Source organism: Zobellia russellii, from assembly GCF_044597075.1.
Classification (GTDB): domain Bacteria; phylum Bacteroidota; class Bacteroidia; order Flavobacteriales; family Flavobacteriaceae; genus Zobellia; species Zobellia russellii.
On the sequence record NZ_CP139000.1, the window covers coordinates 2539203 to 2563353 of the forward strand.

General features: G+C 39.3%; 22 protein-coding genes. 17 read left to right on the forward strand and 5 right to left on the reverse strand.

What is annotated here, in order from left to right:
- Positions 1-228 precede the first annotated feature (228 nt).
- From SJY45_RS10310 to SJY45_RS10335, 6 genes are read left to right on the forward strand one after another with little or no spacing between them, the layout of a single operon-like run.
- Positions 229-870 (forward strand): NAD(P)-binding domain-containing protein, encoded by a 642-nt coding sequence (locus SJY45_RS10310; protein WP_215438026.1) that lies wholly within the window; start codon positions 229-231, stop codon positions 868-870.
- Between the two features lie 43 nt (positions 871-913).
- Positions 914-1213 (forward strand): ribosome hibernation-promoting factor, HPF/YfiA family, encoded by a 300-nt coding sequence (hpf, locus tag SJY45_RS10315; RefSeq protein ID WP_215438025.1) that lies wholly within the window; start codon positions 914-916, stop codon positions 1211-1213.
- Positions 1214-1251: 38 nt separating this feature from the next.
- A complete protein-coding gene (locus SJY45_RS10320; RefSeq protein WP_215438024.1) occupies positions 1252-1413 on the forward strand; it encodes a hypothetical protein in 162 nt (53 codons plus the stop codon).
- A gap of 48 nt (positions 1414-1461) precedes the next feature.
- A complete protein-coding gene (locus SJY45_RS10325) occupies positions 1462-3291 on the forward strand; it encodes an SLC13 family permease (RefSeq protein WP_215438023.1) in 1830 nt (609 codons plus the stop codon).
- 10 nt (positions 3292-3301) lie between these two features.
- A complete protein-coding gene (locus tag SJY45_RS10330; protein ID WP_215438022.1) occupies positions 3302-4195 on the forward strand; it encodes a mechanosensitive ion channel family protein in 894 nt (297 codons plus the stop codon).
- A 26-nt stretch (positions 4196-4221) separates the two neighbouring features.
- Entirely contained in the window at positions 4222-5322 is a 1101-nt protein-coding gene (locus tag SJY45_RS10335; protein ID WP_215438021.1) for an AI-2E family transporter, read from the forward strand.
- Between the two features lie 32 nt (positions 5323-5354).
- Here the strand turns inward: SJY45_RS10335 and SJY45_RS10340 are convergent, their stop codons facing one another.
- A complete protein-coding gene (locus tag SJY45_RS10340) occupies positions 5355-5540 on the reverse strand; it encodes a hypothetical protein (RefSeq protein ID WP_215438020.1) in 186 nt (61 codons plus the stop codon).
- 228 nt (positions 5541-5768) lie between these two features.
- On the opposite strand from SJY45_RS10340, the gene SJY45_RS10345 reads away from it, so the two are divergent.
- From SJY45_RS10345 to SJY45_RS10390, 10 genes are all read left to right on the forward strand, one after another.
- Positions 5769-6839 carry a DNA topoisomerase IB gene (locus tag SJY45_RS10345; RefSeq protein WP_400070523.1) on the forward strand — a complete coding sequence of 357 codons (1071 nt, stop codon included), beginning with the start codon at positions 5769-5771 and terminating at the stop codon, positions 6837-6839.
- Between the two features lie 198 nt (positions 6840-7037).
- Positions 7038-7487, forward strand: coding sequence for a PA2169 family four-helix-bundle protein (locus tag SJY45_RS10350; RefSeq protein ID WP_289036948.1), 450 nt, complete (start codon positions 7038-7040; stop codon positions 7485-7487).
- Between the two features lie 79 nt (positions 7488-7566).
- Complete coding sequence (locus SJY45_RS10355; protein ID WP_400070525.1) at positions 7567-8310, forward strand: SOS response-associated peptidase family protein; 744 nt, start codon at positions 7567-7569, stop codon at positions 8308-8310.
- A 165-nt stretch (positions 8311-8475) separates the two neighbouring features.
- Positions 8476-8637 (forward strand): DUF1328 family protein, encoded by a 162-nt coding sequence (locus tag SJY45_RS10360; protein ID WP_215438016.1) that lies wholly within the window; start codon positions 8476-8478, stop codon positions 8635-8637.
- Between the two features lie 30 nt (positions 8638-8667).
- Positions 8668-8859 (forward strand): hypothetical protein, encoded by a 192-nt coding sequence (locus SJY45_RS10365; RefSeq protein WP_215438015.1) that lies wholly within the window; start codon positions 8668-8670, stop codon positions 8857-8859.
- A 229-nt stretch (positions 8860-9088) separates the two neighbouring features.
- Positions 9089-9649 carry an AraC family transcriptional regulator gene (locus SJY45_RS10370; RefSeq protein ID WP_215913894.1) on the forward strand — a complete coding sequence of 187 codons (561 nt, stop codon included), beginning with the start codon at positions 9089-9091 and terminating at the stop codon, positions 9647-9649.
- A gap of 9 nt (positions 9650-9658) precedes the next feature.
- A complete protein-coding gene (locus tag SJY45_RS10375) occupies positions 9659-10105 on the forward strand; it encodes a response regulator (protein ID WP_215438013.1) in 447 nt (148 codons plus the stop codon).
- Between the two features lie 5 nt (positions 10106-10110).
- A complete protein-coding gene (locus SJY45_RS10380) occupies positions 10111-13107 on the forward strand; it encodes a PAS domain-containing protein (protein WP_400070528.1) in 2997 nt (998 codons plus the stop codon).
- Positions 13108-13323: 216 nt separating this feature from the next.
- Positions 13324-13470 carry a hypothetical protein gene (locus SJY45_RS10385; protein ID WP_215438012.1) on the forward strand — a complete coding sequence of 49 codons (147 nt, stop codon included), beginning with the start codon at positions 13324-13326 and terminating at the stop codon, positions 13468-13470.
- Between the two features lie 53 nt (positions 13471-13523).
- A complete protein-coding gene (locus SJY45_RS10390; RefSeq protein WP_400070531.1) occupies positions 13524-14552 on the forward strand; it encodes a helix-turn-helix domain-containing protein in 1029 nt (342 codons plus the stop codon).
- Positions 14553-14772: 220 nt separating this feature from the next.
- On the opposite strand, the gene SJY45_RS10395 is transcribed toward SJY45_RS10390, so the two are convergent.
- Positions 14773-15267 (reverse strand): ferritin-like domain-containing protein, encoded by a 495-nt coding sequence (locus SJY45_RS10395; protein WP_289036957.1) that lies wholly within the window; start codon positions 15265-15267, stop codon positions 14773-14775.
- A 226-nt stretch (positions 15268-15493) separates the two neighbouring features.
- Between SJY45_RS10395 and SJY45_RS10400 the strand changes: the two genes are divergently transcribed.
- On the forward strand, positions 15494-15994 hold the full coding sequence (locus SJY45_RS10400; protein WP_215438009.1) for a Dps family protein: 501 nt from the start codon (positions 15494-15496) through the stop codon (positions 15992-15994).
- Positions 15995-16065: 71 nt separating this feature from the next.
- Here the strand turns inward: SJY45_RS10400 and SJY45_RS10405 are convergent, their stop codons facing one another.
- The 3 genes from SJY45_RS10405 to SJY45_RS10415 form a co-directional block, all read right to left on the reverse strand.
- A complete protein-coding gene (locus SJY45_RS10405) occupies positions 16066-16503 on the reverse strand; it encodes a BLUF domain-containing protein (RefSeq protein ID WP_400070533.1) in 438 nt (145 codons plus the stop codon).
- 205 nt (positions 16504-16708) lie between these two features.
- Entirely contained in the window at positions 16709-19030 is a 2322-nt protein-coding gene (locus tag SJY45_RS10410; RefSeq protein ID WP_400070535.1) for a BamA/TamA family outer membrane protein, read from the reverse strand.
- Position 19031: 1 nt separating this feature from the next.
- Positions 19032-24059 (reverse strand): translocation/assembly module TamB domain-containing protein, encoded by a 5028-nt coding sequence (locus SJY45_RS10415; RefSeq protein WP_400070537.1) that lies wholly within the window; start codon positions 24057-24059, stop codon positions 19032-19034.
- Between the last annotated feature and the right edge of the window lie 92 nt (positions 24060-24151).

Below are 24151 nucleotides of genomic sequence, written 5' to 3' on the forward strand. Positions count from 1 at the left end.
CAGCATAATGACACCTCTATTCCATTAGCACTAATAATAGCTGCTTTTGGGTCAAGCCACCTTTAATCATTTGATTAATATCGTGTAAGCTTAGATTCCAATAGCGCCAACGCACCGGAAAAAAAACTTTTTCATCAGGTATCCTTTGATGCTAAAAACGGAACAAGCCATTAAACAGAATATAAATTGATTTTTTCGCTTAGGCGGATATCACATAAAAACACAGTTATGAAAATAGGAATTATAGGAAGTGGAAATATAGGAGGAAACTTAGGAAAGCATTGGGCAAGAGCAGGCCATGATGTATTGTTCAGTTCCCGCCACCCGGAAGAATTACAGAATTTGGTAAACGAATCCGGAGATCATGCCAAGGCCGTTAGCGTAAAAGAGGCTTTTGAAGCCAATGCGGATGTATATCTCTTGGCCATGCCCTTTAAAGCAATAGATGATATTGCCAAAACATACGCTTCGGGCTATAGTAACAAACTAATAATTGATGCTACAAATCCTTATCCCGAAAGAGATGGAGAAATGGCGCAAGAGGTTAGAGATGCCAACTATTCAGCATCTGAATACACCGCTATGAAGTTCAGCACGGCAAAAACGGCCAAGGCCTTTAATTCCATTAAAGCGGAACATCTGCGCGACCGGGCCTTTAGAACTACAGATAAACTGACTATTCCATACGCAGCACAGGATATGGAAAGTAGGTATATAACTAAAAAGCTTATTGAGGATATGGGTTTTGACACGCTGTTTGTTGGCAACCTTGCCGACACCCAGATTATGGACCCTGACCAACCTATTTACGGAAAATCCTTAACGCATGATGAACTCAAAGAACTAGTAGATTCAACAAGGGCTTATTAAATGCCTGATTGCAACTATAAACAGAACCTAAAAAGAAAAGAATATGCAAATCATTTATGAATACCACGATGTAAGCGCAAGTGAACGTCTAGAGGCCATGGCCAAAGAAAAACTGGAAAATCTGAGTAAAAAATACGACTTCGTACATAGGGCCGATGTGTTCTTTAAAACGGAAAATAGAAGTGACGAAGAGAATATGTTTTGTGACATCCGTTTGAGCATGCCCGGACCACGAATTTTTGCTTCATCTAACGCCGAGAACTTTGAAGCGGCACTGAGCGAAACCATCCGTGATTTGGAACATCAGCTTAGAAAAGTAAAAGAAAAGTTGTCGGCTCACTAGCCGTCAACTTTTCAATTTATCAATTTAAAAAAAATCATATGAAACCAACATCAATAATCGGCATTGCGTCAGCATTGGCCGGCAGTAGAAAACTAAAACTTGCCCTTGTAGGTATGCAATTTGCCTATTTAGGGTACAAACTCTTGCAGAACAAGGATTCAGGAAAAGGCAAGAAAAAAAGAAAGAAACTAAAAAGATAACCAATTAGGCAATGTGCATTCATTTAAACACTGCGCCACAGAAACAAAATGACTTGGGAAATAACTTTAATGTTTTGTGTATTACTGGTAACGGTAGTACTCTTTGTATTTGAAGTTTTCCCGGTTGACAAAATTGCCTTTCTAATTATAGTTTCACTAACCCTATTGGGTCTGGTGACACCCGAAGAGGCTATCAGCGGTTTTTCAAACAACGCTACTATTGCGGTGCTCGCCTTGATGATATTGGCCATTGCACTAGAAGAAAACGGGGTCATTAACTGGTTGGCTTCGGGTATGGGCCGGATAAAAGGGCTGCCCCTCTTTATAATGGCGCCTATATTCATGTTCGTAACTGCAGGAATTTCGGCATTTATAAGCACCACAGCGGTAGTTATCGTATTCATCAAAATTATAAATCAGCTATCGGAGCGATACAATATCTCTCAAAGCAAGCTACTACTGCCTATTTCCTTTGCTGGAATATTAGGTGGCTCCTGTACCTTAATGGGCACTTCCACCAATTTAATTGTGAATTCCGTTGCAACGGACTTAGGTGCGGAAAAACTGGGGTTCTTTGAGTTCTCAATTTTAGGGTTGATATTTCTGGGAATTTCAATTGTATACCTAACCCTTACCTTGCGCTGGTTACCTTGGGGCAAGGGAAAAAATCTAGATGAAGATTATAACCTGAACAACTACGTAACCAATGTCCACATTAATTCAGATTCCCAACTGGTAGGCAAAACGGTTCAAGAAAGTTTTCTTTTTGAGAATCCGGATATATCCCTGTTGAAACTTACACGAAATAATAGAATTCATAATTCGCCCGGTAAGTATGTGACATTTAAGGCCAACGACGAGCTTTTATTAATGTGCGATTTAGAAAATCTTACCCGCATTAATGAGTCCGAAAACCTTAGCCTTAACCAAGAAAATTATTTTGCTCCAGCGCAGGAATCAGGATCAAACAAAGACCAAATCACGAAGGAAGAAGGAGACTTGGACAAACGCGTATTTGTAGAATTCCTTATGCTTCCCGGAGCCCAGTTTTTAGGAAAAACACTTGGTAAGCTCCGAAGCTTGGTGATGCAGGACATCGTGCCCATTGCTATTAAAAAACGTAAGACGCTTACTAAATTAAACGACAGGCTAGTGCGCAGTAGCATGAACAAGCTTGTACTTAAGGTGGGAGACCGTCTTCTTTTGGAGACCTCAAAAGAAAACCTGGAAAACCTCAGCAGAATGGAGAACGTACTCTTGCTGCAAGAGTTTGAAAATGTACGTTCCAATTCTAAATACAAACGTTATTTTTCGCTGTCCGTTCTACTGCTAGTGATAGGTTTGGCGGCTTCCGGTTTATTATCAATAATGGTAAGCGCCCTTACCGGTGTTTGCATTCTATTGATCACGAAAAATTTGGACCTCACCACGGTCTACAAGAAAGTAAACTGGCAAATATTTTTTCTACTGGCAGGCATGATTCCTTTGGGAATCGCCATGCACAATACTGGCGCCGATGTTTTTATATCGGAAAAGTTGCTCGGTTTTCTATTTGACCAACCGGGTTTTATTGTCATAGGTACATTGTTCTTTACCACTATGATTTTGAGTGCGGTCATTAGCAACAATGCTACGGCAATTATTATGACGCCTATAGCCATTTCAGTAGCACAGGGCATGCAGTTAGACTTTAAGCCCTTTATTTTGGCGGTAATGTTCGCTGCCAATTTTAGCTTTTTTACTCCGGTAGGGTATCAGACCAACACGTTGATCTATAGCCTTGGAAATTACCGGTTTAGTCACTTTTTAGGAATTGGAGGTCTTTTAAGCCTCATCCTAGCAACGGTGGCCACATTTTTATTAACCAATATGTTGTAACACTATTAATATGGAAAGTAAATTCTCAATAGAAGACGCATTAAGTAAATTATGGAACAAATTAGATGGATGGCTAGATGCTATAATTCTAAAGCTCCCAAACTTAGTTATGGCCATTTTAATTATGGTCCTGTTCTATTTCATTGCCCGTGGTATTCGCAAGCTATTACGAAAATTCTTGCTCAATCGCATTAGCCAGCAATCTATTCAAGATATTATTGCACGGTTTGTATTCTTGGCGGTTATCCTGATCGGGTTCTTTGTTGCCCTAGGGGTTCTTGAACTGGATAAGGTACTTACCAGTATTCTTGCTGGAGCAGGGGTGGTAGGTTTGGCCATTGGTCTTGCCCTACAAGGTACTCTGAGTAACACTTTTGGCGGACTTATCCTCTCCTTCATGCCCAAAATAAATATTGATGATTTTATTGAAAGTGACGGTATTAAAGGATTTGTTTCGGAGATAAGCCTGCGCAATGTAGTTGTGCGCCAACCAGATAACAATTACGTGGTCATACCCAACTCCAAGTTCATAGACGGGCCATTTAAAAATTACTCGATTAGTGATCGAAGCCGTATTGTGGTAAACTGTGGCGTAGGGTATGAAAGTAGCCTACAGCAGGTAGAGGATTTGGTCGTAAAAATAATTGGGGAAAACTTCCCTCAGAAAAAAAGCGAAGAGGTAGAATTTTTCTTTACCGAATTTGGTGATAGCTCCATCAACTTCATGGTTCGTTTTTGGATAGATATGAAAGGCGCCAAACAAGAGCATGCTGCTAGACATGAAGCCGTAAAATTAATTAAGTCTCATTTTGACGAGAAAGACATTAACATTCCTTTCCCGATCCGTACTTTGGATTTTGGAAAGAATACCCTAAATATGAACACTATTAAAGGGGAGTCTTAATCTTTTGCCTACTTAAAACCAACCCTATGAAATCAACCGAAATAGCCAATGGAATCCTAAAAGCGATTGCCGCCGTGTGCGGCTTCGTTTTACTTTTGTATATCATTTATGAGCTGCAATCCATAGTTGCGTACCTGATAATTTCTGCTATTGTAGCGTTAATAGGCAGGCCCATTGTTACATTTTTGAGGAAGAATTTAATGATACCCAACATTCTGGCCGTTGCTATGACCATGCTGGTCATAGCAGCCCTATTTGGTGGTATTATTATGTTGATAGTACCCCTGTTGACCGAACAGGGGAAAAACCTATACCTGTTCGATTTTGGTATAATTCAAAATGAGTTTGACAAATTATATGTTATGCTCTCCGAATATTTTGGCACTACCAAGAAAGTGGTAGAAGATTTGGTGGAAGATGCCACCTTAAATAAAACGGCGGTAAACGGATTGGGAAAAGATTTGGTCCCATCCTTTATAAAATCCATCTTACAAGTACTGGACAATATTGGTATTGGCCTGTTCTCCGTTCTGTTCATTTCATTCTTTTTCCTGAAGGATAGCAATATCATCCAACGGTCTATTCTAACCTCTGTACCGGATAGCCATAGAATGAAAACCATGCGCTCTTTGGCAAAAATAAAGAATCTATTGTCCCGCTATTTCGTGGGGCTTTTGTTCCAAATTTTTATTCTCTTCTCCCTCTATGCCATAACCTTAATTTTAGTGGGTGTAGAGAATGCGGTACTCATAGCGTTTATGTGTGCCCTATTCAACATCATTCCGTATTTAGGCCCTATGATCGGTGCGGTAATCATGGTCATGTTTACTATTACGAGTAATCCTGGTGTAGATTTCAGCACTATTATCCTGCCTAAAGTAGGCTATGTTCTACTGGGTGTAACCATTGGCCAACTTATAGACAACTTTTTCTCGCAACCTATCATCTTCAGTAACAGTGTAAAATCCCATCCGTTGGAAATTTTCTTGGTGATATTGGGTGCAGGCCTGTTATTTGGTATCGTGGGTATGATGTTGGCCGTTCCCGGATATACGGTGTTAAAGGTGATTTTAAAGCAATTTGTTTCTAAAAACAAAATAGTTACAGCCCTAACCAAAGGACTGTAACTATTCAGTTTAATTTTAAAGAATTTTCTTTTTTAGAAAACCACACCGGAAGCGACAAGTGCTACAATCAGAACCACTAAAAAAGCTATAATAATAAAAAATCCTTTTTTAGTAATCCCGCTCTTTTGAAATATGTACTCTTGTTTAGGGTCATGGGATTCCTTAACAAACTCGGTTTCTTCGTTTTTAATTTTTTCGTCTTCTACTGTATTGTTCATAATTGTTTTGTTTTATCTGTTTTATCAAATGACTTCACCACTTTATTTAACTCCAAAAAATTGGAGAATAAAAAGTAGATTTATGTCAATATACACTCATTTTTCACTTATTCATGTCCATTTACCAAAACGGTCAATCTAAAAACCGATAGAGCTCAAACCCATTGCTATATAGGGGATATCTTTAACCTCATCCCTTTTCCACACAAAAAATTCAACTAAAAACAGATGACACAGAAGAACCTTTTAAGTCAGTTATTAAAAGCCCCGGAATTGGCGATAGAAAGTCTAAATCTAGTATATGTGGATAATGGCAAAATGCCTATTTCTAGACACCGAAAAGGAAAAGGTTTTGTGTATACCTACAAACAGAAGCCCCTAAAAGACAAGAACGAATTAGAACGCATTACCAGTTTGGTTTTACCACCCGCCTGGGAAGATGTAAAAATCACCCATTTGCAAAACGGACACCTCCAAGCCGTGGGAAAAGACCTTAAGAACAGAAAACAGTATAGATACCATCCTACTTGGGTAAAGATTAGAAACCAGACCAAGTTTTATAAAATGAGCCTCTTTGGCAAAAAGTTACCTGTTATTAGGGAGCAAGTAGAAAAGGACCTTGCACAAAAGCAATGGTCTAAAAGCAAAGTGGTAGCGCTCATTGTAAAGCTCATGGACGAGACCCATATTCGTATTGGAAACGAGCAATACGCCAAACGCAATAAATCTTACGGACTCTCTACCCTAAGAAAGAAACATGTTGAAATCTTTAAGAACAACATAAAATTTGAGTTCGTAGGCAAAAAAGGAAAGAAACATTCGGTTACGGTACGCAACAAAAAACTCATTCGTCTTATAAGTCGATGCGAGGACATTCCCGGCTGGGAACTATTTCAATATTATGATGAAGATGGTGACAAGCAATCCGTAGACAGTTCTATGGTAAACGAGTACCTGCATGAGATAAGTGGTGAGTTTTTTACCGCCAAGGATTTTAGAACATGGGCGGCATCCGTTGTGTTTTTTGATACGCTTTTAGACCTGGGCACCGCAGATACCCAAAAAGAAACCAAACAAAACTTACTAGAAGGTTTTGATGCTGCAGCGGCCGCTTTGGGGAATACCCGCAACGTTTGTCGCAAATATTATGTACACCCGGTTCTAGTTTCCAAATATGAGGATGGCTCCATAGAAAAGTGGTTTGACAAGGCACAGAAAACCAACTCCGAACAGGAACATTTTTCCACTTCGGAAATGGTCATACTAGACCTTTTTGAGCAATACACACCAAAGTTTTAACACTCTCTTTTGTTTTATTTCACATTGAAAAACAAATAGATACCTTTTAAATCCGAATATTTTGGATTGCATCAATAATTGATTTTTTCAGATAAAGACCAACGCATCTATTGCTCTAATTTTACAAATAGAAAGCAAGATGTTATACGGCAAGCATCAATTTTTACAAAGTTGCCGTTCATTAAAATTTGAATAAAGATGAGCACATATACTGAAGAAGTACAAACTAAATTGAACAATATATTAGAGAAGACGTACGATGCGGAAAAAGGCTTTAAAAAAGCTGCGGAGCACGCCAAAAGCACAGATTTAAAAACATTTTTTAAACGTAAGGCCGATGAGCGTTATAATTTTGGACACGATTTAAAGTCGGAAATTGTACGTTACGGACAGGATTTTGAAAAAGGCGGAAGCGCCACAGGAGCAATGCACCGTGGTTGGATGGACGTTAAAGCGTGGTTTAGCGCAGATAATGATGAGTCTATGCTAGAAGAAGCCATTACCGGTGAAAAAGCAGCTGTGGAAGAGTACAAAGCAGTATTGAACGAGGTTTCATTACCTACCACAACAACTACTTTGCTTACTCAGCAAATGAATAAAATCAGTACCGACCTTAACAGCATCAAAAGATTGGAAGACGTACTATAAGGATAGTAAAGACCAAAAATAAAAGGGATGCATTTGTATCCCTTTTTTACATTTTACTAACTATTTATACCATATAATTATGTTCAACAAATTATCTATTCGGGCAGCAAGAGAGCAGATTGAAGATAGATATGACGCCATCTTTGAATTTCCCGATATATACAGACCTAGAGAAATCATAAACGGACTAGAAGAAAGTACCGTTCCTATCATAACCTCAAAACAGCAAAAAACTATTACTACATCCATTTGGGGTATTCTTCCCAAAAAATTTGAAGGAGATTGGGGTGCGTTTCAAAAACACGTGAATACCTTAACCGTACCTATACAATCCTTAAAAGAACGGCCTTGGTTCATTCAATCTGAAGAAACGGAAAGATGCTTGGTTATTGTAACCGGTTTTTACACCACATTTATTGCGGACGGAGAGTTACTCTTCTTTCATATGACCCAAGAATCAGGTGAACCGTTTGCCCTAGCAGCTATTTGCAATGAGCTAGAAGATGGTTTTATGACCTGCGCGTTAATTACGCAACAGGTCAACAAAACTTTTGCCGAAGTTCATAATGCCGGTAACCAGATGCCGCTTATATTACCTGAACATCAACAACAAGATTGGCTAGATTACAAAATTCCCGTTACCGGAATACATACAGAAAAAACATCAGGCTCTCTGACTGCAGAGGCCATTTCAGAAGATTTTTTTGAAAATAATGTGTCCGATGCCTTTAACGAATTATCCGTTTTGGGTGAGTCTGACTTTCTCCCTACTCCCTTACATGATCTACTGTTCCACAATAGTATAGACCTAAGTAATTCCTAACCTCAACCGGGGTCTCCTATTAAGCAATCTCTTTGAATTTCAAATTGTTTAAAGGCAAAATCAAAATTTTTAGTGTCAATGGAAACGGCACACAATCTTCATCTTTGTAGTATAGAAGTCGGATAAGTACGACACTAAAAATTTACTAATCTAAAACCATATATTATGTTACGCTGGACAGTCACTTTTGTAATACTGGCAATTATTGCCGCAATATTTGGATTTGGTGGAATAGCAGCTGGAGCTGCAAGTATAGCCAAAGTCCTATTTTTCATATTCCTAATTCTTTTCGTGATTTCATTATTCACCGGAAAGAAAGCGGTCTAACACATTATTAATCTATAAAACCTAAATACTATGAAACGCACACTATATGTAATGTTATTTGTCTTAATGACCGCATCCTTTACTACACTTACGAGTTGTAGGGAACAAAATAAAGATACGGGAGACAAGATAGAAGACGCAATTGACGATACAGGCGATGCCATTGAAGAAGGCGCCGAGGATGTTGAAGACGGAATTGAAGACGCTGTAGACGACAATTAAGAGAATAGTTTGGTTGGTTGTTAAAGCGGGAGTTTCCATTAGGAAGCTTCCGCTTTTTTGCTACCTATGGTTTTGGATACATGACACACATTTATATATGCTGAATAACAAATATTTTACACCTAACTTTAATCTAGTTTAACTTTTCTATCGTATCTATTCACAATGCTTTATTTTAAAAATAAAACGCATATCTTTCATCTTAGGAAAATACAGCTCTAAATAGCATATGGTACTCTTTGTAAAATACGATTTTAATAAGGCATGTGAGACGCTTTTAAAAGAACATCTTGATGCTTATGATATCTCGTATACACTGGGCAGTCTGGGCGAAGTTCGTATAAAAGGCAACCTACCTGAAGACCAAAAACAATCTCTTACCAATTCCTTAAGAAGGTATGGAATTGAAATTTTGGATGACCAAAAAATAACCCTTGTTGAGCGCATAAAAAATGCAATAGACGATTTTTTAAAGAACAAAGAATTGAGTTCCTTAAAATTTTCTACCTACTTGTCCGACAGTCTCCACTATTCGTATGCACATTTGTCATCTGTATTTTCGGAGAGCACCTATACATCTATTGAAAACTATATTATTTTACGTAAAGTAGATTTGGCAAAGGAACTTATTTGCAATACGGATATGACGCTTACGGAAATTGCTTTTCAGCTAAATTATAGTAGTGTAGCACATTTGTCCGGGCAATTTAAAAAGACAACCGGACTTACCCCGAGTACTTTCCAGAGAATTATGAAGAAGAAAATCAATCATACCGCTAACCCCAACTAATACTTACCTATGAACACTAAATTGCTGAACATTGCACTTGCAGATGATGATGATGATGACAGAATGCTCTTCAGTGAAGCTATAGAAGAAATCAGCATTAAGACCAAATTATCTCTTTTTAATCATGGCCAAGAACTTATGGACTATCTCTCCGCTCCAGGTGTTGTCTTGCCGGACCTTATTTTTCTGGATTTGAACATGCCCATAAAAAATGGCATGGAGTGCTTAAAAGAAATACGACAAAATTCAAATTTAAAGGACCTTTGTATCGCCATTTATTCTACCTCCTCCTCAGAGAAGGATATAGAAGAAACATTTTTAAATGGAGCAAATATTTATCTTAATAAGCCCAATAACTTTGTTAAATTGCAAAGTTCCGTAGAGCGGATTTTACAATTAAATTGGCAGTATCACACGTCTAACCTTAACAAAGACACCTTTCTATTTCGCATATAGACCTTATGGATTTTAAACGAATATATACCTCTTCCAAGACCTACATAGTTTTATTGTTCGTTGCTTTTGTAATTATCCTATTCACGGCAAGCATGGCGTATTACCAGATTATGCGCATGCAAGATCTAGCCGAAAAAGTAGCCCATACGCTGCAAGTAAACAATGCTATTAGCGAGCTATCTGCGCACTCTACACAAGCAGAATCGGAAGAATTCAGGAACCAACTCCAAAGGTCAGAAGGAAATAACACCATTTTTGACGATTATGTAAAAGAGGGAGAAACTATATTAAAGACGCTTAAGGACCTTACGCGTGATAATACCTCACAGCAAATTCGTTTGGCGCCAATGCAAGCATTATTGGATTCTTTACACGAAGAACTCAAAATTCTTGGAGACCACCCTGATCAGGACTCAATCGTTCTTAATGAATCCGAAAACGAAAAGAAAAGCGATATTAATTTTACGCTCTACCGTATTAGGAACATCAGAAACCAGATGCTGGCGGAAGAGCGCCTATCTATCAAAAAGACCAGGGAAGAATACGAATCCAATAAGTACCTTGCCCCGCTTACGTCTCTACTACTTGCTTTTTTTGCCCTTCTTGTCTTTGTACTTGCCTTTTTAAAGATATACAGGAACAAATTAAGAATTCGTAGTTCAGAAAATTTTCTCAGAAGTGTGCTCGCCACTACGGATAACATTGTAAACTATTACGAACCCATTTACGATAGGAATAAGGCGAAAATTATAGACTTTAAGATTGTATTTGCCAATGAATGTAACCGTGATTATCTAGGGCTAGACCCCGATGAAATAACCGGGCAACCTATATCCAATGTATTTCCATTTTTAATGCTGAACGGAGAATTTGAACAATTGGTAAACTGTTTTGAGCAAAAGGAAAAAATAAGTTTTGACCGACAAATTTCCGTAGAAGGCGAAAAATTATGGTTCAAATCGCTCGTAACGCCTTTAGCAGAAGGAATTATGGTAACCGCACGAAATTCTACGGCAGAAGAAAAAGCCAAAGAAGAACAACTATTCCTTAACCAGCGGCTAGAGGACCAAAACCTTAAATTACTGGACAACCGTGCTTTTTTGAACAACATTTTTAAAAGCATTCCGCATACCATTATGAATTTTGAGACTATTAGGGATAAAAAAGGTAATATCTCAGACTTTAAAATTTTATTCATTAACGATAAGATTACACCCATTACGGGAGACCTTCCAGAGGAAATAATCAACAAAAACGTATCCGAAGTTTTTCCTGTAATTTTTGAAACCGAAATTTTCGGTTATTTAAAAGATGTGGTTCAAACAGGCAAACCCAAATCTTACGAAGTTCCTTATGAAGTAGATGGCATGCCCAAATGGTTCAGTGCCCGAGCCGTAAAATTAGGAGACGGTGTTACACTCACTTCTAGGGAAATAACGGAAGAAAAAGAAAGGACCGAACAACTTGTACAGCTCAATACGCAATTAGAGACTCAGAACTCCATTTTTATTGATGCGGAAAACGTAGCTAACATAGGCAGCTATATTTGGTACTTGGATAATGGCGAAGCTACAATTTCCGATAATTTTTATAGGATTTTGGGGTACGAGCCCAATGCGATTAAAATAACTTTTGAAAGCTACCGCAAATTTGTTCATCCAGAAGATCTAGAAGCTTATGACCTCTTAGGTGCCGAAACAGTTGAATTTGGTAAATCAAAAGTAAACGGATACCGCATTATAACTAAACAAGGAGATGTAAAATATATAGAACTTAATGGGCGCGCGCTTATTCGTAATGGCAGAAGAGCTTCCGTGGGCGTTGTAGTAGACGTTACCGAAGAAAAGCAGAATTCCGATCGCGTTATAGAACTCAATCAAGAACTATCCATACAAAACTCTATTCTTACAGATGCGGAACGATTGGCTAAAATTGGAAGTTTCATCTGGTACGTGGGTACGGATATGATTGAACTTTCAGATAATTTTTATCGCATGTTAGGCTTTGAACCCAAAGGATTTGAATCCTCTTTGAAGAAATTTGGTGAATTTGTTCACCCGGAAGATTTAAAGACCTACCAGCAAAGCATTGAAAAATCTACCCATGAGCTGAGCGTTAATGAACACCGCTACCGTATCATTACCAAAACAGGAGAAGTTAAGCACCTCAAAGTAAATGGTCAGTTTATTCAGAAAGACAATAAACAAATCATGTCCGGGGTGGCACAGGATATCTCATTGAGTATTGCGGCGGAGGAAAAATTACGGGCCAGTAATTTGGAACTACAACAAAGTAACGCAGAACTGGAATCTTTTAACCGGGTGGCCAGTCATGATTTACAGGAACCGCTTAGAAAGACCCAAATGTTCATCTCCCGATTGGAGAGTACGGAGACCGAAAACCTATCGGATAAAGGCCGGGTCTATTTTCAAAAGGTTGTTAATGCCGCCTCCCGTATGCAGGCATTGGTATTGAACCTGCTCACTTATTCTAGAATCGATTCCAAACATGAAGATTTTGAGCTCATAGATTTGAATCAGGTACTATTAAAGGTTAAAGAGGACCTCTCTTCAAGCATTGAGAACACGGGTGCTATTATAAAGAGTGAAGACCTCCCTACACTCCGCGGGGTATCTTACCAGCTAGAGCAACTGTTCAACAACTTAATTGGAAACGCATTAAAGTATAAAGTAGCGGATGCAACACCTTCCGTTACCATTCAAGCAGAAAAGGTACATGGCAAGCAAATTCCCGAAGACTTCTTCAAAACGGCCAATACCTATTATAAGATTACTATTATAGATAATGGCATTGGTTTTTCAACGGAGTACTCCGATAAAATATTTGAGGTATTTCAACGCTTACACCAAAAATCAGAATATTCAGGTACAGGTATAGGTTTAGCTATCTGTAAAAAAATTGTAGAAAACCATCACGGTTTCATTTATGCCACTAGTGAACTGGGCAAAGGTTCTGCCTTCATCTTCTATTTACCAGCTTAATTCAACTTTTAGAAAGACCTTCTTAGAGTTATACAATTTTAGCATACAAAGCTAGAACAAACTTTGTTTTGCTCTATTTCACCCCATTTTAAGGACTTTTTAATCGCTTTTTAGCTCAAAACCCACAATTCTATAACACAAAGCGAAAATTGTGTAAGAGAAAATGAGGGCTTCTCCATGATCTTTGTACCAGAACAAATAATTAATCTGGTATCTATGAAAAATCTAATAGAAAAAGTATCTGAGCAGCTGGCAAGAGTCGGTCGTGTAAGACCTATTAATGAGAGTCCTTCTCATAGTATGAATCCAGAAAGCTTTACAGTAGGAATGGCCCAAAGCGGTCAACAACAGAGAAAAGGATAACCACTTGGTTACATCCTTAGCGTAAAGAAATTAACAACCTTAAAAAGAACACTATGACAACTATTAACTTATCATCTGCAGCAATTAAGAATATGTTTCAACAACTACACCAAAATTTTGGTGGGTCATTGGACGTGAATGTTAAAGAACACATTTTAACTTTAGACAACGAATTAGGTAGAGGACATATTAGAGGAATTTCCTTTAAAGGTGGAATTTCTTATTTGGAATTTGATATGGAATTCGCCAAAGACTTCACCATAAGAACAGGTTGTGAAGAAAGCGCACCTATTTGTTTCGCTTATTGCTCCGGAGGTAGAATTGCACACAGCTTTAATGACGAAACTAAAAAGAACGTTTTAGAAAACTTTCAAACAGGTATCCTTACCAATGAGAGCAATGCAAGCAACGTTCTATATTTTCAAAAAGATGTACGGGTAAAAACATCTCTTATAGTAGTAAGAACAGTAGCAAGTAACGAAACCGCTAAAAAGAACGGTTTAAACTACAGGCTACAGGAGCTAATGTTGAAAGGTAAGCCTGCTCAAAATACGATCTACATAGGTTCTTATAACTTAAAAATCGCTGATCAGATTGCTCAGTTAAAAGCTATCAAGCAAGAAGGTATCGTAAGAAGCCTGTTGATAGAAGGATTGGTACATATGATTTTGGCCTTAGAGGTTCAACAACATACAGACGACCTTAAGAACAGAGAAAATCAGACTGGAAGCCTTAACACAAGAGAAATGGAGGCTGTAAAGGATATTTCGGACTTTGTACACAACTATCCTGAAAGACAATTATCTATCTCTGAACTTTGTCGTAAATCAGGTCTTTCTCCTTGTAAATTACAAGAAGGCTTTAAGTTGATGCATGGTACAACGGTTACGGATTACATCCGTGAGGTACGTATCGCAAAAGCCGAAGAACTTATTAAAAACACAGATTTAAATATATCCGAAGTAGTATATAGCATTGGATTTACAAGCCGTAGCTACTTCTCCAAAATATTCAGAAACAAATACAACTGTAGCCCAAAGCAGTATAAAGATAAGCAGAACGTAATGGCAGCTTCTGCATAATATAACTTACAGGAATAGTTTGGTTGTTGATAAGAAACCGGTATAGTTTATACCGGTTTTTTTATACCCCTAAATGAACTTGGAACATGACGGGTTATATATACGATTAAAACGTACGATTTAATCCTTACACTTTCTGGCAATTATTACAGTACATTAAAAAGCCCAAGCAAATGTTTAAACACTTGCTTGGGCTTTTATTTTTAAACCAACACTGTAACTATGCGTTATCTCCTATGGCCTTTTTGTTCAAACGGGTTTCTGCAAGTTTCTCTAAAGTATTGTCCGCGTCATACTCTTCATTAAGCGTCTCCTGTAAGGTTTTGGCAATATCCCTATATCCAAGTTCTTTGGCAAACCTAACCGCCGTTCCGTAACCGGAAATTTCATAATGTTGTACGCGTTGTATTTCCGCAATAAGACCTACATCCATTAACTCATCACCCTGGGCCTTGTCTATAAAATTCTTGGCTTCGTTAATGAGCCCTTTCATTGCTTGGCAGGTTTCACCGCTAGGTGTAATATTCAATTCGCGGCAGATATTTTCAATTCTACTCTTTTGCTCTTTTGTTTCCTCCAAATGATTCTCAAAAGCCTGTTTTAAACGCTTGTCGTTTGCATGTTCCACAATATCGGGCAAAGCTGCCAATAACTGGGTTTCCGCGCTGTAAAGGTCCCTCAATTGATGTTCGAATAAATCGTTCAACGTCTTCATATTCCTTCTCTTTACAAAGTTTAGTACTCCTTATTTTCTTTTTCCTCACTAAAGTAATCTTCATGGGTGCAGAATGTTGACCCAATACAAAAAAAGAATGTTGTAATTCATCAAATCAACTACCCCATTTTAGCCTTTACCTTTTGGAGCAATTAATAAACTTTTCCGGTCAACCTACTCAGCCGTTCTGGTGTAAATTGCATATGTAATCAAAAAAGAAAAAATTATGGAAGTTCAAGAAGCACAAAAAACCGAGATAGGTATAAAAAAATCAAACCGTGAAGCTGTAGTAAAAATGCTTCGCCAATTATTGGCCGATGAGTTTTTACTTTATACAAAAACGCGTAACGCACACTGGAATGTAGAGGGAATTGATTTTCACACTAAGCACGTATTTTTTGAAGAGGAATATGGCAAATTGGAAAAATTTATTGATGAAGTAGCAGAACGTATCCGTATGCTCGGGTTCTATTCCCCAGGTACTCTAAAAGAGTTTTTAGAGCTGTCCCACTTGGAGGAAAACAACCCGGACCAAACCGATAGCGCAAGCTTTATGACGGTCTTGCTAAAAGACCATGACAAGGTCATCAAATTTATTCGAGAAAGTATTGGCGAAAATGCCGAAGCTCATAATGATGAAGGTACTGCAGATTTTATTACCGGTATCTTACAGGCACACGAACAAATGGCTTGGATGTTAAGAGCATCTCTTAAGCAGTTTGATTAATAGTAAGTTTAAAGACAAAAAAAACGGCGATAATATTATCGCCGTTTTTTTTGTCTTTAATTTAATACCCCCTAGATTTCATCAGGGGGTGCAGTAATGAGCAATTTCATACGCTTCCAGAAAAGAATGGCAGTTTTGTTGGAATGCACCGTTAAATCGGCCAGTAGCAACAAGTTTCTTTTGAACTGTTCGTATTCATTTTTGTTCAGGTCATTCTCATCTATGGGATAGTAGACCATGCCCCAATTGGGAAAATTACGTTCCGACACTTCATTTTCCGATAACTGATATACATTGGTATGCCTAGAATCTTTCTTTATATTCTCAAAAAGTGATTGTACCTTTTCCTTCTCACCTTCTAAAATTTGAATAAATCTTCTTTTATAGAATATAAGGCATCCGGTAAGATTGTTCGCACCGTTAAAATTACGGGCCGTCTCCAAAATGGTCTCGATATCTGCGTTCGTAAGTTCTTTTACCGCTTTTGATTCGTAAGTAAGTGTATACATCAATAGAATGGGGATGATTAGCCTGCCCGTGAGTCCCTCACAACACAATATAAATTCTAAATAATTTTATTCTCAAGCTTACCGTTAAGAATACAGCCTTTTTCAGCTTATGTTAAGATAGCAAAAGTAATTAGAATTTACCACTAATCGCTGATAAAACCCCCAAAACGCAGTCGTAACATAAATCCATTCCTCAGAAAAATGCTTAAAAAGGGTAACCAATAGCAAAATTAAAAATAACATTTCCGCTTCCTCCATCTATGAACGGAGTCCGTATGCGCTCGCCTTCCGGTAAGTACGGCACTTGTAAAGGGGAAGCAAAATCAAACCTTATGACAAAACTTTGAATATCTACGCGAAGTCCAAAACCTACCCCAATACCCAATTCTCTTATCCAATCCGAACCAAACTTGCCTTCTGTAGTTAATTGCCGATTAAAAGCTATACTTTCTTCCGATTCTCCTTCGCCGGCTTCGGCCTCATTCGTCAACCATACATTGCCCGCATCTACAAAAAGTGCTCCTTTAAGATAGGACCATATGGGAAACCTGTATTCTAAATTTGCTTCCAACTTAAGATTTCCGGACTGATCAAAGAAGGAACTGGTGCTATCCTCGTCACTACGGAACGTACCGGGCCCTAAAGACCGTATCTGAAATGCCCTAACACTGTAAGGACCTCCCGAATAGAATTGTTTTACAAAAGGTAAGGTAGATGAATTACCATACGGAATTCCCCAACCGGCATACAATCTGCTGACCACCGCGTTTTCCTTTCCCCACTTTAAATAATACCTAAAATCTATATCCGCTTTGGCGTACTGTGCATATTCCAGACCAAACGCCGTGCTCTTTCCTCCGTTCAACAAACTCAAGGTGTTCCCCGCTACATCCAGCGTTGTGGACGCATAGATGGGGCGGTCCTTATTCTCATCTACCAGCTCGTTATAAGTAAACGTATAATTTAGGCCCGCTATAAATTGCTGTTCAAAACTGCTGCTCAAATACGAATTGTTGGCTAGGATTTCCTCGAATTCCTCAGTGGTATCGGTAAGGTTTACGTAGGTTATACTTATGGGGTTTAGCTCATGATACACAAACTTATTGGCATTCCAAGTGTAGCCAAAAGAACCGTTAAAAGAGGTTAGCGTATAAAGTTTGCTCCGTTTAAGAATATCACCGCCCAAACTTATTTTGGTCTTGGGAACGGCATAGTTAAATCTGCTGGGCGAGAAAGGCACCAATCTTGGCAAGAGCAAATTTGCCTTTAATCCTCCGGCTATACTTGTTAAGCCTGCATTATCACCTCCGGACAGTTGTGTTTCATAAGCAAAATTGCCCGTTAAACTAAAGGTTTCTCCCCCATTAAAGACATTCCGGTTGTTATAGGTTACCGCTATTCCCGGACCGGCAAAACCATTGGATTTAGTCACTGCCTGAAGTTCCGTTCTAATGGACCTTTTGGTTAAAGGCGATAAAAATATATCCGCATTAAGCAGTCCTTTGTTATCTACCGATGACGTATCCATTTCGTTAAATCTAATATTCACGAATTTATAACTACCTAAGGCCGCTAGCCGGTTACTGGTAAGGCGCGCCGTTTCGGAATTATATTTTTGACCTTTTTCAAAAAGGATATAAGGCTCCAAACGTTTGGGTTTAAAGAACTCTTCGTCCTGTATAAATTGAATACCGTTTTCCTCCGTTATTTCCGAAACTTGTGGTAGACCGTCATTTTCAATGGAATAATTGGGGTATACTGCAATGGAATCGATGGTATACGGAATAATAGACTTCTCCGGTGTACCCTTTTTCAATCGTAGAAATAAATCGAACTTTCTATTCTCATAGCGATTGGTATCGGCCTCAAAAAAGAGGAAATCGGGATTAAAGTTATAATACCCTCGGTTCTTTAGATGTCCATCAATCCGTTCACGTTCATATTTTAAAAGTTCCAAATCAAAACGTTCTCCTGCCTTTAGTTGGGTGTTGGCCATGGCCTGTTCTATCTCGCTATAAATGGGCAGACTATCCTTATCTATTTTCCACTGCTCCAGGGTATAGGGCTTAGGCAGTTGCGCCGTATAATTCACCGAAGCGTATTTTTTGGTACTGTCTATTTCCGTGGAAACCTTGCTGTAGAAAAAGCCACGGTTATCCAACCTGTTGAGCATAAGCTCTTCAATACGCTGCGTATTTACATCACTGAGGTACACCGGCTCTTCCCCAAATTTTTTGTTCAACCATTTATTTAAAAAACCGGGTTTTTCCCGTTGCGCTTTGTAATGATAATACAGCCCAAGACGCATTCCCAAAACTGTAGAATTGGCCGCTGGCCTAATCAAGGTATTCAACTCTTGCTCAACGAGTTTTAACGCGCGCTTTTCCTCTTCTGAATCCACCGTAATTTCCGCCCCAGTGAACAAGGTTTCGTCTTCGGGTATATATTTACCCACGCTACATCCGTACGGGATTGCCAAGCAAAACAGTATACAAATGCGTAAAAAAGGTATGGTGCTCAATTTCATATTATTGTTCCCCTTTTTGTTCTTCTTTATCGGATTTGGCTTTTTGTTCTTCTTTATCGGATTTGGCTTTCTTTTCCTTCTCTTCAACGTTATCTTTTAAGGGATTGAACAGCTGACTGAACTTATTAAACTCCCTATTAAAAATAACGGCCATTCCGGTTACGATCAACTGACCGTCAATAATATTCTCATACTCACTTTTTCGAAAACCGCGCAAACGGTACCTTCCGTCTTTGGTCAACAAATATTCCAAACTCACATTACCAATTATGGGCGTCTGTTCCTGTCCGGACTGCGCACTCCCCTCCACATCTACCGCGCTACCTGCAGTTACCACCAAGCGGTCATCAAACAATTTTTTCTTTGCGTTTATATTGAGTTGCGTCCGGTCTTGCGGACTGTCCCCTTGATAATCAGTAAAGCTATCCAAGTCAAAATCTACCTCAACCCCTGTACTACCGAACACCTTATCCGAAAATGCATTAAGCTCACCCGACAATACCTTATTAACATTATCCCTAGCAATGGCGGCCGTTCCCCCAGAACTTCCATCACTACCTGAATCAGGATAAAACCGATTGAGTGCCAGCAACGAAAACACTTGTTTGTTCAGTTCCGCCTCTTGACCGTTCAGTTGTTGTACACGCCCATATACGGCACCGCTCAAGGCTCCTTGCTCATCTTCGGGCATATCCAGGCCAAAGGATAGATCGGGCTGCAGCAGTTCTCCGTCAACGTTCAGATAAACCAAAAAAGGCAATACCTCTTGATATTTTGAACTTACACTAACGTCTTCACTTGAGACTACCGAGGACATTAAAGGCTCCGCCGATGTTTCTACGCTATAAACCGCAGTAACATCAAGTTTTGCATCGGTAGGGTCTCCTTGCCACGTAATGGTACTCCCCGGATTTATTTCAAACCTTCGCTTTACCAAATTATAAAGATTGGTCTCATAATGTCCGGATTTCAGCTCGTACCTACCCGAAAGATTAATTCTCCCGTTAGGTTCAATATTCAAGTTAAGCGCCGCATCTCCAGAGACTTCAAGATTATCTCCCGTACGTTCGTCTATAATCACATGAAAATCGGCATCCTCGGCAATTTCTAAAACCGTTCGGACATCCATTCCCTGAAAAAAGGACGGGGTTTCTTCCTGATCGTTACGAGTTAAGATAGCATCCGGATTTTCACGGTTTACAAAGAGTACCACCCCATCCCGTTCCTCAACATCCAATTGCGATTCGGGTACCACATAGGTGATATCTGTAATTTTTCGAATACGTAGTTTACCACTTACTTTGGGCAACTCCAAATCGCCCTCCACCTTTATATCGGCATCCAAACTAGCTACTCCGTAATACAGTTCATTATCCTCTTTTGTGGAGTTTAGTACTCTAAAATTCTCTGCATCCAGCTGTAAATCAAAAGAAGGGTTCAACAGTTCTTCGGTAAGCACGGCACCTTGTATGGTAAAATCGCTTCCATCTGCATCCGCTATCTGAAATGCATCAAAATAAACGCCCTCCGTATCCAATTTCAACTGTTCATCGGCAATCTTAAAAACGGAATTTAATGCGGCCACATTAAAATCAACTTTCGTAAAATCTAGGGTTCCGTCGTATTCCGGAGCGGCAGTGGTTCCCGAGACATTTATTTTTCCTGACAAAGCCCCATGCGAATCTTTAATGGCTCCCTGCGTAAACGCTTCCAAGGTTTGTAGCTCTACTCGGTTTAAATCCAAATCCAGGTTCAGTTGCGCCCCATTCTCCGAAGCCGCGTAGTCTCCAATTAAATCAACGTCTGCACCACCATCTTTTAAGGCAAGGTTAAAATCGTAAGCGGCATTTCCCGTGGAATTTGCCTTTAAGCTTAAATTGCCCAAAGGATTCTCAAGAGCCTCCAAAGCATTGATCTTAAAATCGGCCACTAGCCCCGTTGCGCCAAAAGGGTTCTCAATGATCAAATCTCCTTTTACTAGACCGGAAGCCAAAGTTTCATCCGGATTTAAAAGACTCAGAAAAGTCTGCAACCTAAAATTATCGAACACAATACCTATATGCTCCTTCTCTTGACCGGGCAACTGATCACTAAGCGTTAGAGATTGGTCGTTCCGGGTAAATTTCATGTTATTGAACTGTAATACATCTGGTCCAACACGAATCTGATTGTCCGCTGGAACCGACCATTTTTTCTTGTTCAGAACCAAATTGGACGGATCTATATGAATGTGCGTGGTATCTTTTGAAAGGGTGAGTTGCGAAGAAATATGTGCGACAGCCTCACTATCATCCATGGCAATAAAATCCATGAACAGTTTTTTGTTTTTCAGATTACCTTCAATAAAAGTTCGTTTTATAAGAACCGGTTCCGATACGAGACCGGCAAATCCGGCCGTAAAATCCAAATTGGTCGCATTCCCCGTTACTCTCGCATTTAAACTATCTACGGAACTTCCTTGATAGGCCACGGAAGGCACATGTACGTTTGCGTTCAATTTTCGCGTAGCGGCATCAAAATCGGCATCTATCAAAACCGAATCCAAACGGTCTACATCCCGTAAAAACACCTCGGTAAGGAATGGTGTTGGAGACAGCTTTAAATTCATTTTCAACCGCACGGAATCCCTTACGGCCACGCTGTCCTGTCCGTCTTTAAAATAGTTTTCAAATTGCCGTGTTAACGCATTGTTCAAGCCTTGTGGACTAGCGTTGGATTTTAGACTGGCCACTAAAAAATCACTAGTTACCGAGACGTTGGTATTGGTATTATCTATATACGATTTTAGGTTGACAGGCCCCATTTGATACTGCTCATTGTCATAGACCGCCACGCCGTTTTCTATTTGGGCATCTATGTTGTAAGATTCGGCATTACCCCAGAATTTTCCGTTAAGTTGAAGCCCCGCTTTTATGTTCTCTTTGGTAACTCCTAGCGCATACAAATCGGCCCCAATAACATTAAGGTCTAAATCTAACTGGGAGTTTACCGAGTCCAGAACCACTTGGGTCTTTGCCAAAAGATTCAGGTTTTTGTCTTTAAAAGCAAGGTCTACCGCTCCTTTCCCGTTTTTCATCTCACCTTCCAACTTCAATGCCGAAAAATCGTAATTACTGAAAGTCAATTGAGTAAAATCCGTTTTGAGTTTTGCATCCAGATTATTCATCGTTCCCCCACCGGAAACATCCATGTTAAATGAAACGGCACCCAGTTGCGGGTTGTTCAACAACGTATTCAGTTGTAGGCTATCTACTTTTAGGTTCCCGTTAAACTCCATCTCTTGCCCATCTTGGTAAGCGCCTTTGGCCGCAATAGTACCTTCTGGAATTTGCAGTTGTGCTTGTGCGGTAAGGTCGTTCACTTTTCCACTAGCTTGGGCATCTATAGCAATGGTTTTAGGCAGTGAAATTCCCAATTCTTTTTCCGAAACAAATTTTGCCACATCCTCTTTTACGGTATTGATTGAAATAGTTCTGAAATCAAAATAAAGCGAATCCGGTTGGGTGACGTTTTGCAAGCTTCCTTGTGCAGCAAATTGGGTGGTTTGCCCCCAGTGGAGCTGCATATTTTTTATATCGATTTTTTGTAACGTACCTTCTGCCGAAATTCCACCTTGCAGGGGATGTTCCGCAGCGGAGACCATATAGGCATTATCCGCCAATTCCGGTTGTAGGGTGAATGCATCCTGTACATCCACATCTATATCTTGAAGATTTAAATCTACCCGCGTACCTTCCGGGGCATCCAACACGGTTTCTATAGACGGATATTTTAAAGTCATTTGCCCTGCCAAAGAACTGTTGTTAACTGCAAATTGTAGGTTCTCCAAAGCAGCACTGCCATCATCAATCCGAGCATTAAAGTTCAGTTTTTGCAATGTCATACCGCTCTGTTCGCCAAAAGAAAGTGCGTTTAATTGCATAGCCACTTCTTGCGGACGGTACTTTACCTCTTCCGCTTGAAGTTTAAAATTAGAAAGTGAAATGGCATTAGGGTTGAATTTACCTTTTTCTGGCTGGGCTGTACCCATGGTGTAGGCCATGGAATTTTCCTGAAAATCAATTTCATCTACCTGCACTAAAAATTTAGGCCATTCAAAACCTGTAACTCTATTGGTCGTAACGGTAGAATCTGTCGTTTTTGAGGCTGCCGGAAACTGGAGCGAAATGGCCGAACGCTGCAGCGAAATCCTATCTACTTCTATTTCGTTGGATGCCAGGTTGGCTTTGGGCAGTTCCAGCTCAAAATCCCGAACATCAAGTTTTGCGTTAATGGAATCCGGAACGGAGCTATAGTTGGCTTTTACGTTTTGTAGTTGCAGCAGGTCTACAGCAAAGTATGGCAAAGTGGTTTCCGTAGTATCTTCGGAAACAAAGGGTTTGGTCTGTTTGTAGAAAATATCCGTGTTGGATAATTTAAGTTCATCCAATTCAAATCGCAACTGTTCTAAATCCGTCTCATCTGCATCTAGCACCAATCCACCTAATTTAATGCGACTGTCTATTCCCAAAAATTGGTCATTATAGACCAACTTAAAATCTTTAAAATCAAGTTCCCCAACGGTTATTTGCATGGGTTCACTTTCCGTGGTAACGGTAGTGGTATCTTCCGCGGCAAAAGCATCTATTAAAAAATTGAAATTGAAGTCCTCGGAATCCGGATCTCTTGTGATGTTGGCGTTCAAACCTTCCCAAGTAGCCGACTTCAAATTAAGTTCGTTATTGAAAATTAAAGGTGAGAGGGGCAAGTTCAATTCCAGATTTTTAGAATAGACCAAGGTATCCCCTTTGGTATCTTCCAAATACAATCCTTCTAAAAAAATATTTCCTGAAAAGGTTAAGTATAAGCGATTTATCTTAACTTTTGTATTTGTCTGTTGAGACACGTAGTTGGTAAGCTTACCCACTATAATATCCTGCCCCCACTGGCTTCGGATAAACAGTACCAAACCAAAAAACAATAACGCCAGCACTAAGAACACCCGTCCTAAGCGCCGCAGCCACCTATTTTTTCTTTTCTCCTTTTGCATTAGGAGCAAAGATCAGTAATAAGCACATGACTTGTACGCTTTTAACAATCATAAATTGACTTATTTGCTTTAAATACGAACGATATCTAATA